The organism is Vibrio mediterranei (assembly GCF_013364395.1).
GTDB lineage: Bacteria > Pseudomonadota > Gammaproteobacteria > Enterobacterales > Vibrionaceae > Vibrio > Vibrio mediterranei.
The window spans coordinates 995,849-1,010,342 of the sequence record NZ_JABXGK010000008.1 but is presented as its reverse complement, the minus strand read 5'-3'; the positions used below and the strand labels follow the sequence as shown (position 1 = coordinate 1,010,342).

The 14,494-nt window shown below is 43.0% G+C and carries 6 protein-coding genes; 5 read left to right on the top strand and 1 reads right to left on the bottom strand.

Features of this window, described 5'->3' with window-relative positions; translation table 11 throughout:
• The first annotated feature begins 48 nt into the window (after positions 1 to 48).
• Together HOP38_RS21585 and HOP38_RS21580 are read left to right on the top strand one after the other, a co-directional pair.
• The gene (locus HOP38_RS21585; protein WP_198558951.1) at positions 49 to 390 is read left to right on the top strand and encodes a cupin domain-containing protein; all 342 of its coding nucleotides are present in this window, start codon (positions 49 to 51) and stop codon (positions 388 to 390) included.
• A 162-nt stretch (positions 391 to 552) separates the two neighbouring features.
• Positions 553 to 768, top strand: a complete 216-nt coding sequence (locus HOP38_RS21580) for a DUF3820 family protein (RefSeq protein WP_063603643.1) — start codon at positions 553 to 555, stop codon at positions 766 to 768.
• Between the two features lie 38 nt (positions 769 to 806).
• Here HOP38_RS21580 and HOP38_RS21575 read toward each other — a convergent pair whose 3' ends face one another.
• Positions 807 to 1,454, bottom strand: a complete 648-nt coding sequence (locus tag HOP38_RS21575; protein WP_198558950.1) for a hypothetical protein — start codon at positions 1,452 to 1,454, stop codon at positions 807 to 809.
• A 262-nt stretch (positions 1,455 to 1,716) separates the two neighbouring features.
• Between HOP38_RS21575 and HOP38_RS21570 the strand changes: the two genes are divergently transcribed.
• Genes HOP38_RS21570 through HOP38_RS21560 form a run of 3 tightly spaced genes read left to right on the top strand, consistent with a single transcriptional unit; the run spans position 1,717 to position 14,481 of the window.
• Positions 1,717 to 10,992 (top strand): T1SS-143 repeat domain-containing protein, encoded by a 9,276-nt coding sequence (locus HOP38_RS21570; protein WP_198558949.1) that lies wholly within the window; start codon positions 1,717 to 1,719, stop codon positions 10,990 to 10,992.
• A gap of 26 nt (positions 10,993 to 11,018) precedes the next feature.
• Positions 11,019 to 13,163 (top strand): type I secretion system permease/ATPase, encoded by a 2,145-nt coding sequence (locus HOP38_RS21565; RefSeq protein ID WP_198558948.1) that lies wholly within the window; start codon positions 11,019 to 11,021, stop codon positions 13,161 to 13,163.
• Positions 13,153 to 14,481 carry an HlyD family type I secretion periplasmic adaptor subunit gene (locus HOP38_RS21560; RefSeq protein WP_198558947.1) on the top strand — a complete coding sequence of 443 codons (1,329 nt, stop codon included), beginning with the start codon at positions 13,153 to 13,155 and terminating at the stop codon, positions 14,479 to 14,481. The genes HOP38_RS21565 and HOP38_RS21560 overlap by 11 nt, the downstream gene beginning before the upstream one ends.
• Positions 14,482 to 14,494 lie beyond the last annotated feature (13 nt).

Sequence of the window (14,494 nt, the reverse complement as noted above, 5' to 3'; positions counted from 1 at the left end):
ATTTTGTAAGTATTTTAGTTGGTTACATAACTAGAGTGAAATAGATAAATGGGATTGAAGAGAGGAAATATCTTTGGTGAAATTCCAAAAGATTTAACCAATGAAGTATTTGAAGACATCATTGCTTCTGAGGGAGTGAGAATTGAACGTATCGTTTCAGATGGCCACTTTACACCAATTGGTGATTGGTATGATCAAACCGAAAATGAATGGGTGACTGTTTTGAAAGGAGAAGGTGTTATTGAGTACTATGACGGTACTTTTGTGACCTTAGGTGTTGGTGATTACATTGATATACCAGCACACGTCAAGCATCGAGTGAAGTCCACCTCAGAGGCCTCATTGACAATTTGGTTGGCTGTGTTCTATCCGAAAGATGAGAGTGAGTAGAAATTCCGAACTTAAACCCTAGAGAAGTGTTTGACCTTGAGGTCTGCGATTCGCTGCTTAGTTTTTAACTATTGTCTTCTTCCTCTTTGTTTATATTGCTATTTGGTTGAACATCTTTAAGATTACTCACCATAAAAGAACCTGATTAGTCCCAAGAATAAAATGTTAGATAAAGAAAATTTAGTAAAGCTCGCTAGGGTTCAAATGCCGTTCGGTAAGTATGCGGGCAGGGTATTGATCGATTTACCTGAAGAGTACTTATTGTGGTTTGACAAAAAAGGTTGGCCTAATGGTGAGTTGGGGGAGTTACTTAAGCTGTGCTTGGCACTGAAAATTGAAGGGCTAGATAGTGTCGTCAAGCCATTAAAGCGAATGTAGTAAAAAGCGACGCTATGTGCGTCGCTTAGTTGTATTCGTTAACCTGATAGAGACTCCCATTGAGTGGGGTTAAGAGCCTGAGGTTTTATCTGTACCCGGCCATCTCTAGCCCTGCAAATACCCTGATTTACATCCCATGCTCCTTCGCGAATGTACTTGTGTACGCCTTGCGTACCTTGTTTATAGTACGAATCAAGTTTTCCTCTGTATCCGTAATAGGTACATTTGTCATAACCCCATCCATACATGTAATCTGCCAGTGCTTGTGCAAAGCTTCGTTTGCCGTTAAGCCATGAGCCACTATTGCAGTTATAGCACTTTATCTTTCCTCTAAAAGATTTGGGCAAACCGTTTTCTCTAAGTCTATCAACAACAAATCGGTGGCCTAGTTCCTTACCACCTTTCGAGGTTTTTATATACTCGCTACCAGGTTCGCCGTGTCCTCTAATATAGATTTGGTCATCGTTAGAAATGGTTTTTAATTCGTTTATAACGGTTTTTGGTTCATACCAAATTTGGATCGCTTCTTTATTCTTGGTGTTTAGCAGGTATTCAATCCATTGATGGTTTTTTCGGTGACCAGCGAATGTAGATAAACCGCCGCTATCGGTGGGCTGATCACCATATTCTATGTATGACAATAAGTCTGTTGTTGGTGTTGGCATATACAATATTATTTTCGCCATGAAAATTCCTTTTTATCCATTTAAAACATGTGGTTAAAAGGTGATTTGACCACAAACATATCCTAGTAAATGACAGCAAATGTTCTGATCTTAGATTAAGAAATGCGATCTTGTACCCAAATCCTGATGTCAATATTGCAACGAATAAGCACTAATGCTGTTTAAAAACTGAGAACTGAATGCATTTTTAGCAACATTTCAAGCAGCGGTCTCAAGAAATACTAATCTTAATGAATAAGTTAGTGTGGTTTGGGGTTTGAGTATGGTACCAGTTCTTTACATGCAGCTAGGCGATGTTGTGTGGAAAGTATTTGCCGATGGATCGTGGGAACGCGTATCGAATGACGAAGTATTGTTAAAAGGGGTCCAGTTTGTAAAGCAAGAAGTTCAAGAACTCGGCGAAGATATTCAATTGTCTGAGACACAAATTGCTGATACGGAGCGCGTGTTATCTCAGACGATAAATAACCTATCTAATAACATTACAAATGCAAATGGGACTGTTGATGAGACCAATTCAGGCTCTAGCGACAGTGCAGGGTTTGTCATTGCCTTAAAAGCAACTTTGGATGAAACGATCGCTGAAGCAGGATTTGATACCAGGCCAGGAATATTTGACTCTCAAGAAACTCGACCAGAGTTACTAGCACTCGATATCCTCTCAGAGCAAGCTCAAATCACGGTAGATATTTTAGATGGTGGGGATGGTTACGAGAACCAGTTCGAGGTACCAAATGTCACAATTGTCGGAACAACAACCGACGTTCGTGACGGCCGAATAGTTCAGATAACGATTTCCGATCAACAAGGTAATATTGTAGAAGCTCAAGCAATCACTCAGGACAATGCATACTCTGTCACTGGAGTTGTTCTAACAGAACTAAAGGAAGGACCGTTGAGTGTTAATGCCGCTGTTTCTGACGACTTTGGTAATAGCATTTCTGCTAATGACGAAACGATAAAAGATACACTGGCGAACATTACCGTTGAAGCAGATGGTTTTGGTGACGACTACCTTAATGCCATAGAGGTTAGTACAAGTGCTTATTTGGGTAGCGTCGCAAATGTTGAATCTGGACAGCCTATCAATTGGGTAATTACCGATGAACAAGGTAACTCGATTACAGGCTCATCTACGGTTGATGAAGTCGGAGTGTGGAATGTCAACACTCTGGATGTAACGACTCTAGAAGATGGAGTCTTGACCATTGAAGCTTCCACCATCGATATTGCAGGTAATCCTGCAAACTCCACCGATACCATTATTAAAGATACTCAAGCCCTTATTACGGTATCGATCGATGACATGGATGGGGTCATCAATGAAAACGAGATAACTAACTCAACGATCTCAGGAACTGTGACTGATGTTGAAGACGGTCAGATCGTTGAGATTGTTATTACAGGCCAAAACGGATCGCCGCTTAATCTAAGTGCAACGGTAACGAATAGTGCTTGGAGCGTATCTGGTGTTGATCTATCTTCGTTTAATAATGGACCACTAAATGTGGTTGCTTCCACCGTTGACGTAGCCGGAAACCCAGCGTCAGCGGCTGATACGTCTACGATTGATGTCGTAAAGCCAACTATTGATATTGATACTCTGCAAGGGTTCAATATCCTTTCGTTTCGTGCTGGCAACCTGACTACTCTGCAAGGAACGACAGGACTCGTAGAAGAAGGGTTACCTGTTACAGTCATTGTGAGTGATGGCGTAACGACATTGGAGTTTCAGGGTAATGTCGATAACTCTGGCAACTGGATGGTCAATGGTATAGACATTGGTTTACTCGATAAGGGTGTTGAGTGGACACTAGACGCAAAAGTTTCAAACGCGGTCGGGAACACTGCTATCGACGACATGCCGACCATTATTTTACCAGAATCGCTGGCATTTTCTGACACCGTAGTGGGGATCTTTGGTTCCCAAGATAAAGAATCGGATATACGCATTCAAAATGCAGACTTTAAATTTTATGAAGAACAAGACTTAATTGATCAGCTCACATCCAATGGTTTGAGCATAACGGTAACGGTGACAAACCGAGTCATAACTGGCGTTCGTAGTGACGGTGAAACGGTATTTATTGCTACATTAGCCGGTGATTCGGTGAACATCGCTTTTAAAGAAGTGATCGATCAAGATGCGCCATTAAACTCCATTCAAACGGCTCTTTTAGTACAAGGAACTCAAACTGACGCAGACGGCACCACGGAAGTGGTTATTGGGCATTTACCAATAAACATCGTTGATATCGCTCCGGTATTGTTTAATGATTTCTCTTTTGTTACCGAGGGAGAGGTTCGATCAGGTAACGTTCTGAATAATGATATCGATCTCGATGGCGCATTAACCATAAACAAAATAATCGTTGATAATGTGGAGTACGCGGTCAGCGGCAGTACTCCAACGGTGGTAACTTTATCTGAAGGGCAGCTCAGTGTGTTTGCCAACGGACACTACAACTTCGCTTCGAACCGAAATCAAGACGCTTCGACTAATCCTAAAATTCAATTCGATTATTTTGCTAGTGACCAAGAAAATGATTTTGGTCAGGCTACTGCGACCATCTTTATTCGTGACGGTGATGCCGGTGAGGTGTTAGAAGGTTCTACGTCTTTTATTGAAGCTGACGCCGATTTGCGTCCCCAGACCATCAATGCCCAGTTCTCAGTTGCTCCAGGATCAGATAATCCAGATCCGAATAGTCTGTTTTTTGAAGCTTCGACTATCAACTTGCTAGATAACCTTGCCCTGACCAGTGGTGCCAATCTAATGGCCCTGAGTTATAGCCTAAATAACGATTCGACGGTCATTACTGCCACGTCGGGCAGTCAAACAGTCTTTACCATTACCTTATCAGGCGCAGTATCTTCCGGTGACTCTACGTATGTAACGGGTAATGTGAAGATAATCCTTGAGCGCCCTTTAAACCATCCGAATAAAAACGATCTGCTGAAACTACCTTTGCTTATAGGAGGGAAAGACACAGATGGCACCGATTTAGAATCTGGTGAGTTTACTTTGTTAATTGAGGATGGTTCGGATCCGGTCTTAACTTCAAAGAGTGATGCTTCCGTATCAGAAAGCGATGTTAGTACTGATTCTGCGTTGGGGGCTGGTCAATTTGATGTTGCACTCGGTGCTGATGATCTTGATACAAACATCTCCAATAATGCCTCAGTATACTTTGAGATTGGCGAACAGCCCTTAGTGTATAGTAATGGAGAAGAAGTGCTTTACACCTTAAGCCCCACAGGTTCAATTTTGACAGGGTACATTGGTGATATTTCAAATGTGGTTTTTATTATTTCCTTTACTTCACCGGATACAAGTACAGGAGGTTTGGTTGATTACACGTTCGAGCTAAAACAGCAAATAGATAATACCTCTGATCCGATGCAGCTTCCCTTTATTGTTACCGCAAGAGATTCTGACAAAGATGTCACCAAATTAACGTTGAATGTTACCGTTAATGATTCAGGCGAAGCATCTTTAGGTACAACTGCGCTTGACGTCACTGAATTACCAAAAGGCACAGCGCCTGATGAAATAACAACGAGCGATAGCAGCGCAATATTTATTACCGCCTCGGAAGACAATATTGTCGAAGTGGATCTGGGTATTACAAGCGGTAATGCGGTTGTTGATTCGTTAGGAAACCCAATTACCACTAATGGGCTAAACATTGTTTGGCGCGACAACGGTGACAAAACGTTTGATGGTGTTGATGAAAACGGGGTAGTTGTGTTTCGAGTGGGCTTGCCAAATGATTACGAGGTCGAATCTGGACTCACATCGAGTTTCCAATTGTCGTTTCGAGTATTTAAAGAGGTAGACCATGGCAATGATGGTAGTTTAAATGAGTTATCTATTAACTTACCCGTAGTGGCAAGAGATGTTGACGGGACTGAAACAACGGCAGTATCGACAGTAAAAATCTATGATGGTGGTGACCCCTCTTTAGTTACTCATGACCTTGCGATTGATGAAGCGCTTCTCGCTGATTCTCCTGAAGTGGATATTGTTCTATCAAATGCGCTTGAATTTGTGCGAGGTTCCGATGCGATAGTGGCAATAGATATCGACTTATCGACCTTTAACGCTGCTGGTTATTCCAGTGGCGGCGACAATATCATGCTCACAGCGAGTAACATTGATGATTGGTATATTGCTAGTCAGGCGATATCTGGTGAAGAGGTTTTTCGAATTCGATTGAACCTTGATGGATCTGCAGAGTTTGTTCTTACAAAGCCGCTCGATCACCCTCTAGGTAATGGAACCAATACATTGGATATCGATTTCCCTGTTTATGCGACGGATGCTGATGGGGACATATCGGTAGTAACAAACCTGACGGTAGTCGTAACAGACGATGTGCCCTCAGTGACTAGTGAAACTCTAGAATTGACAGAAGGTGAAACCTTTTCAGGCAACTTACTCAGTACATCTGCTATGGGCGTAGATGGCGCCACGATTACATCGTTTAAATACGAGTCAACAGAATATGATTTCTTAACGAATGACCCTGAAGTCATTACGCTTACTAACCAAAATAATGCTAACTCGAGTTATGGCACACTTACATTGCATTCTGATGGTAGATATACCATTGCAACTGATACAAATGTAGATGCAAGCCCAGCGTTGGTTGACGATATCGAATTCACCGTCACTGACTTTGATGGCGATACGGTGACGAGTACCGCTTCATTGATTCTAGATGACTCAACAGGAGTCATACGAGTTACCAACACTGAGATTCGAGAGGATGAAACGGCCACATTAGATATCAAAGTCTATGTGGGTGATTTCGACCAAAATGAAAATGTCAGTGCAATAACGTTGAGTAACCTTCAAGGCGGGACGCTTTATCTTGATAGTGTGGCTTTAGTTCCCGATGGAAGCGGTGTCGTTACCTTGACTGATGCACAGATCTCTAAAGGTGCAGGAGACTATTTTGTTCCTGATGGTGTGTTGACTTATGTCCCTAAGCAGAATGAATCGAATACCACCCTCACTGGGAATGTCGTTGCTTTAGTTATTGGGGCAACGATAACTAGGACTGGTGTGGCGGACGAAGATGTTAATAGTGAAAATCTAGATATTTCTGTGTTGCCAGTGGCAGACGCTCCTGACTGGGCAAGCTCGCAGTTTGAATATGCCTTGACGGAAGATATCGACAGAACATTCCCACTAAATATTGATGCCCAGTTAGCCGACACTGATACCTCAGAAAAACTCTCCTATCAGATCTCTAATATTCCTAACGGTATAACGATTAAGCTTGATGGCAGTAAGATCGTCGAAGGTAAAAGCTATACTCAGAGTCAGTTGGACCAGATGACGATCACGGTAAATAAAGATCTAGCAGGTGAGTTTAGTTTCGATATCAAAGCTATCGCGACAGAAAAAGGCAACAGTTTTTCGAGCCCTGACGATAAGACTGAAGAAATAGCCAATGTCGTGGTGATTAAAGTCTCTCCCGATGCAGATCAGCCTGAGCTTACGGTTAAAGATATCAGAGGGCTAGAAGATCAAACGATAGACCTAAAAGCAGCCATTTTCGGTAATTTAACGGACACTGACGGTTCAGAGACTCTTAAATATGACATTGTAGTTCAAGATGGTTGGTCATTTACAGGTAGTGGTTATCAATTAATTTCAGCAAATACGTATCGTGTGGACTCTGAGGCGATATTGAACTCACAAGCGTTACTAGTCCCAAAACAGGATATCAGCTCGGTAACTGAATCCCTATCGATTCAAGTGACTGCGGTAGCAATCGAGTCGACCATCGACGGTTTAGCACCGGTGAATGATGAAGCCTACAGTGATTCAAAGACTATCAATATTCATCTTAAAGGTGTTGTAGATCCGCCCATCGCACAAGATGGAGGTAATGGTAATTGGGACTTCGATAGCAATACCAATACAATTCAATCGATAGGGAGCTTTCTTGAAGATGGCCTCGTGCCATTAGACTTCGAGTTCATCACAAGTGATGATGATGTGTCTGAAACGCTGAATATTTTGATCACTAATATACCGGATGATATTTCTTTGGTAGATAGCGCTGGTAATCCAGTAGCACTTACCATCGCAGAAATTGACCCTATTACAGGTAATATCTACCAGGTCAGTAATAGTGAGCTTGCTGCTCTTTATATAAAACCGCTCGAAGATTTCAGTGGACGAATGACCTTTGATGCAACGGTCGTGTCGACAGAGCCAGACGGCGATTCAGGTTCCTTTGACTATACAGTACAGATCGATTTGTTACCGGTCGTTGACCAGAGCGATGGGTTATCTGTAGTGACCACAGGTGTAGAAGATGCACAGATATCATTGAACCTAGAGCCAAGAATTAGTGGTGACAACGATAAAAGTGAAACTTTGACAGGTTATATTATCGATTCAGTGCCTTCGGATCTTACGCTCTACTTTGATGGTACAGTTATCAGCGTTCCGTCTTCAGGTTTGGATTTGGAAACACTACTCGACGCTACAACACCGACATTAGATAGCTTGCTAAATAGTGGGCGTCTTAGCGTCGTACCTAAGGAAGATCTCAGTGATACGTTTAGCATACCAATCCGTTATGAAGTAACTGATACGTCTGGATTAGGAGATACGAGTGAAAAAACGATAATTGGTGAACTGACTATTGCTGTCGCTGCTAAAGTTGAAATAGATACTCGTTTAGAAACATCCATTGATTTGTTTGTTAGCGATGACGGCTCGCCTGTTGATGTCTCTTCAGCGGTTAAGTTTATCGATGAGGACATAGATGGCTCAGAGTATCTTGATTATATCATTTTAGAGATTCCCACTGGTTATGAACTTTTTGTGACTAGCACAGGCAATGAGCCTCAGCAAACACCAGATGGTAATTGGTTGATATCAGCGCAAGGATTAACGAGTGACTCGATCCAAGAGTTGGGTAAATTGATTCTCGATGGCATTTCAATTGAGAGTAAAACAGACACGCCTATTTTAGATATTGTTGTAAAAGCGCGAGTCGTTGACGGAGATGACGCTCGTTATATTGATGGTGTCTTTCAAATTCAAGTAACGGGACACAGTGGTGGAGGTCAACCCTGTGATCCGATCGGACCGCCAGAGCCTATCGAAACTGGCGATGATATAGAATTCGATGAAGGGACAGAGGTCCTAGACTTATCAGGGTTGCTTGATCCTGATATTGCCAGTGATCCAGACAATGAGATTTCGTTTTATGTTCCTACCTCGTCTCTACCGGACGGTGTAGAGCTTCAAGGGAATGGCGTGATTCCTGTTTACGATAATGATGGCGAACTCATTGGGTATTCGATCAGTCAAACAGGACTGAGTAATTTGCAGATTACAGGGTTAGATGAAGACTTCGCTGGCTGCTTATCTTTTTCAATAGAAACGACGGAAACTTCAAGCTGTGATGGCTCTTCACTGACGACAACCCAAACCATTAACATTGACATTAAACCCGTGGTAGATGAGATCATTTTATCGACAGCGTTTACCGATATCGATGAAGACGTCACTACTGATCTAGACCTAACGTTAGTGTTGGGTGATTCAATTGAATTAGGACAAACCGTCATCGGCGAAGGTGACTCTGCAACCGGAAAGGAAACGGTCAATTCCTTCACTATCGCAGTTTCTGGTGGTGCTCAGCTCTCTGCAGATGGGGATCCTAGCTGGTTAGTTGATAATGGTGACGGTTCTTGGACATTAACTGATGTGACTAAACTACCGGAAGTAAAACTCGTCCCTCCAGAGAATTTCAGTGGTGATTTATCGTTAACAGCAACCGTTTCAATTACCGATAAGACAGATTGTCTTGCTGAGACAGATACTCAAATTAAAACCGTCACCAAAATCGTCACTATTAATCCTATCGTTGACCCTGCAGATCTAGTAACAACTGATATTTTGGGCGATGAGGATAGCTACATTTCACTTGCGACGCTAAGTGCGGACCTGATCGATAAAGATGGCTCTGAAAATATGTCTCTCAGTCTGTCAGGGGTTCCCGAAGGTGCGGTCGTTGTGATTAAGTCGGGGTCTAGTTATCAATTAGTACCTAATAATGGCCCAGATGGCGGGACGTTTAATGGTTCACCTACCTATGAATGGCAGTTGGATGTCGCCACGCTGAATGACACCTTTATTCTGCCACCTCTGGACTTCAGTGGTGATATTCCACTTGAGTTAAGAGCCATTACCCAAGAACTTGCCACAGGTGATACTCGAATTACTGAATCCAACTTTACTCTTGGGGTAAAACCTATCGGTGATGACATCGAGTTTTTTGGATTGCCAGATTCGGTATCGGGGGATGAAGATGCAGTGATTGATATCCCCGTTGAGATTACCAGTTTAGAAACGAATAGCGATGAGTCTCTAACGATAGTCGTCACGGTTAAAGGAACTGACGACCCTAATGCTATTGATGGTATAGAAAGTATTAGGATCGACGGCAAAACAGCGAAATTTGTTCAAGTGGGTAATATTGCAACCGCCACTCTTATTTTGAGCACTAGTTCGATTAATAGTATTGAACTGTTCGCAGGTAATGCGTTTGGTGAAATAGATATGACTATCACTGCCGATACTCTGGATCAGAATACAGTGCTTGGCAATCGAGTTTATGATGTAGGTCCATTCAAACAAGATACGGTTCACCTTTCAATAACGCCGGAGCCAGACGAGCCAATTCTTACCCTTGAATATGATGCCATATACTCGATTGCAGAAGGAAATATACCGTTAGGGCTCGAACTGTCATTAGTGAATCCTGCGGATAGCGAGACGGGAAAGCTGACCATTATTGGATTGCCATCAGATATCACGTTATCCAAAGGACAAGCAAGTGGGAGCGATTGGGTTGTGGACTTAGCTGATGTTGCCGATCTGGCTATAACAGGATATCCAGTCATCCCTGGTGATAGTCCACTGGAATTTACTTTAACCTTAGAACCAAGTGCTGAACTCAATGGCAATAGCGCCGATGGGCTCAGCACTGAGCTTCAAATAACGCTCTACGATACGGATACCGCGATTGATGACAGTGCAACTTCGGCATTCGAAGACGACCGCTTTTTGGGTACCAGTAAATCCGATACATTTGACGGTAGAGGTGGTGATGATTTTATCGATGGTGGTAACGGCAGTGACACTTTAACTGGAGGGGCTGGGGCTGACACGTTTTATTTTGGTGCTGATGAGCTAGGGCTTATCACTCATACCGACACCATCAGTGATTACGATACGGGTGCTAACACTGACTCTATTGATTTGAGTGGCATCCTAGCGGGCGTGTCGACGGCTGCTGAGGCAGATCAACAAATGGATCTGGTCCAAGAAGGATCGAACGTCAGGATTGACCTTAAACCTGATGGAACAACGGTTAAGCATCACATAGTTTTAGAAAACACAACACTGGAACAGTTATACGGAGGGAACAGCACCAGTGGAGTGGCTGAAGTTGACATTATTCAAAAAATGATCGACGACCAAAACCTAATTTTGTCTTAAACCAATCTAAGTAGTAGGGAAACGCAGTGGATAAAACAGACAAGGATTATTGGTTACAGGCTATACAGTGGTTATGTAGGCACTTTGAAGTGCGTTGTCATCCAGTCAAAATAAAATCTGGACTTCCTTTAGATGAAGGAAAACTGTCCGAGGGGATATTTTCTAGAGCTTTGGAACGGCTTGGTATCGATATTATGGAGTTGTCGATTGCAGATATCACGAAAGCAGCATTACCATTGGTCGTTGTTGAGTCGGTGACACGTAATCCATTGATTGTGATAGGAGTGGATGGACAACAGATTACATACCTTAATGTTGAACAAGAGTTTAAACAAAGTACGGTCGATATTTCTGAATTTAGAGCACAAATAGACCCCGCGTTATGGCAAATCAATGCCAACAGCATAATAGATGAGAGAGTCGATGACCTAAAACAGCATACTCCAGCGCATTGGCTATTAATGGCAATCAAGGAAGTACGCCCTTGGTACCGTGACTTGCTGGTGGCCTCGTTTGTAATAAACGTGCTCGCACTCGTTGTCCCTTTATTTACTATGAATGTTTATGACCGAGTGGTGCCCAATCAAGCCTTTAACACACTGTGGGTTCTGTCGATTGGTGTGGCTATAGTGATTGTATTTGACTGGATACTCAAAGAGTCACGAAGTTCGGTTACGGATATGGCCAGCCGCTACGTTGACAACAAACTCTCATCACAGCTGTTTAGTAAAACAATGGGGATGAGGTTAGAAAACCGACCTCAATCTGTTGGTGCATTTTCAAGACAGCTGCAAGACTTCGATTCGGTCAAAGAGTTTTTGACATCTGTAACGTTAGTCACACTTGTGGATCTGCCTTTTACGTTTCTATTTTTGGTGTTAATAGGCTGGTTAGGTGGGGCGATGATGCTAATTCCTATGGGCGTCATGCTACTTCTAGTAGTCATCAGTGTTGCTATGAAAAGGAAAGTAGAAGGGACGTTAGAGGAAACCTCCCGTCTTTCTACTCAACGCCAGGCGCAGCTCATTGAAAGCCTCAACGCACTGTCTGAAATCAAACAGAACAATGCTCAAGGTTTACTACAAAAACGTTGGGAACAGGTCGTCTCATCTCTTTCTACGTGGCAAAGCCGTTCACGAACCTACACAAATATTGTTTCGCATTGCATTCAATCTAGCCAACAGATAGTGACGGTGTCACTCATTGTCTTCGGCGTTTATCAGATCTCAGAAGGTCTGCTCACTATGGGAGGCTTAATAGCGATAGTGATGCTAAGTGGACGTGCTGGAAGCTCGATTAATCAGCTGTCGATGCTAATGCTGAGATACCAACAATCAAAAACAGCAATGGAAGGCTTAAATCAAATCATGAGCTTGCCTCAAGAAGATACCAGCCATCAGGTGTTGGAACGAGGTAGCTTTAATGGTCATATCAAACTCGATAATGTAGGTTTTGTCTATCCCGAGATGCACGCTGAAGTGTTATCAGGAATCGATATCGAGATTAAAGCAGGCGAAAGGATTGGCATTGTAGGGGCCGCTGGAGCCGGTAAGTCTACGTTAATGTCTTTGCTGTTGAAGCAATATGAGCCAAGCAGTGGTCAAGTCTACTTTGAAGGCTTGGACTCAAAATTATGGCCTCATAGCGTGTTGCGTGAAAACACGGGTTGGGTTGCTCAGCATAGTGTGCTGTTTTTCGGTTCTGTTTTCGAAAATATTACCTTTGGTGATACTCAGTTTGATGAACAAAGATTGGGGTACGCAATTCAATACTCTGGGTTGAACGATTATATGCCTCGGCTAGTCAATGGATTAGAAACTCAAGTTGGAGAAGGTGGGCGAAATTTATCTGGAGGGCAACGACAAGCTGTGGCGTTAGCGCGAGCGTTGTATCGTCAACCAAAGCTACTTGCATTAGATGAGCCAACCAGTGCTTTAGATAGTCAAGCTGAACAGCGTTTCTATCAGGCTCTATTAAGAATGCCTAAAAATATCACCATGGTCATTAGTTCTCATAGGCAGTCATTCCTAGCTTTATGCGACCGTGTAATAGTCCTTGAACGGGGGAAAATTGCGCTAGAAGGATCGCCCAAGGATATTTTCGAACGTCGATCTAGTAAACACAAAGTCAAAAATATCTCCGTCATAAAAGGAGGTAGCCATGAGCACTAGTCACATCGAATGGAACAATCGTCAATTGGCTTATCGCTCCAGAAAGCTAATTTGGATTATTGCAGCTTTAGTCACGGTTATTATTGGTTGGGCATCATGGGCAACGCTTGATGAAGTTGTCGTCGGAGAGGGGGCAGTCGTTCCAAGTCAGTCTGTGCAAACCATTCAGTCTCTAGAGGGCGGGTTGATAGAGAACATACTAGTGAGACAAGGTGACTCGGTCATAAAAGGGCAGCCATTAGCGATTTTGGATGACACACGATTTAGAGCGTCATTCCAAGAGTCGGGTAAGCAGTTTGATAGCCTTGCCGCACAAAGAATCCGCTTAGAGGCGGAGCTGGCATCAGTTAAAGTCGACAACCAACAAAGTGATTGGCAAAAACAGGTAACAGTGACGCCTTTCGATATTGTTACCAACGATACCTCTAGTGCGGCGCTATTTAATGCAAAGGCTAACTATTATGAACGGCTAGAGCAAGTCATCTCAGAGCTAGAAGAATCAAAACTTAGAATCGAGCAACAAGCACAAGCGGTTAGTGATACTCAATCTAGCATTCGTACTCTGCAAAGTAGTTTAGCGATAGTTAAGAAAGAACGTGATTTACTCAAATCTGTCGTTGAAAGTGGTGCGGTGGCTGAAGTGGAGTTACTTAAACTGAATCGCGATGTCATCAGACTGGAAGGCGATTTATCGAGTGCAAAGGTTTCTGCTCAAAAACAGCGAGCCGCTTACGCTGAAGCAATAGCTGATCACAGAGGTATTGCGCTCAATTATCGAACTAAGGCTCAAGGTCAACTCAATGAAATCTCCGCGACGATAGCGCAATTGAAAGAGAGCCGACAAGCCATTGCCGACCAACTACGCCGAACTCAGATTGAGTCACCAGTAGACGCCACCGTTAAAGAAGTGTTCGTTCGAACCATTGGCGGTGTCGTTCGACCTGGTGAACCGATTATGGAGTTGGTACCCAAAAATTCGGGTTTGATCGTAGAAGCCAAGATTGCTCCCAAAGATATTGCTTTTATTTCAGTAGGTTTGGAGGCAACAGTCAAATTTTCGGCCTATGATTTTGTTATATATGGTGGACAAAAAGGCAAGGTGACGTATGTCAGTGCCGATGCGTTGCAAACTGAGGATGGTGCGGCTTACTATCGAGCTCACATTGAACTGGATCAGCAAGCACTCGAAGAAAAATCCTTTACAGTCATTCCTGGAATGCAGGCAGCAGTGGACATCTTAACTGGGGAAAAAACAGTTTTGAGTTATTGGTTAAAACCAATACTGAGAGCGAAACAGAACTCTTTACGAGAACGATAATAACGACAAGGAA

Bases quoted from the DNA above. Each gene is read 5' to 3' on its own strand.
- HOP38_RS21585 (WP_198558951.1), top strand. From the start codon at position 49: ATGGGATTGAAGAGAGGAAATATCTTTGGTGAAATTCCAAAAGATTTA.
- HOP38_RS21575 (WP_198558950.1), bottom strand. From the start codon at position 1,454: ATGGCGAAAATAATATTGTATATGCCAACACCAACAACAGACTTATTG.
- HOP38_RS21560 (WP_198558947.1), top strand. From the start codon at position 13,153: ATGAGCACTAGTCACATCGAATGGAACAATCGTCAATTGGCTTATCGC.
- HOP38_RS21580 (WP_063603643.1), top strand. From the start codon at position 553: ATGTTAGATAAAGAAAATTTAGTAAAGCTCGCTAGGGTTCAAATGCCG.
- HOP38_RS21570 (WP_198558949.1), top strand. From the start codon at position 1,717: ATGGTACCAGTTCTTTACATGCAGCTAGGCGATGTTGTGTGGAAAGTA.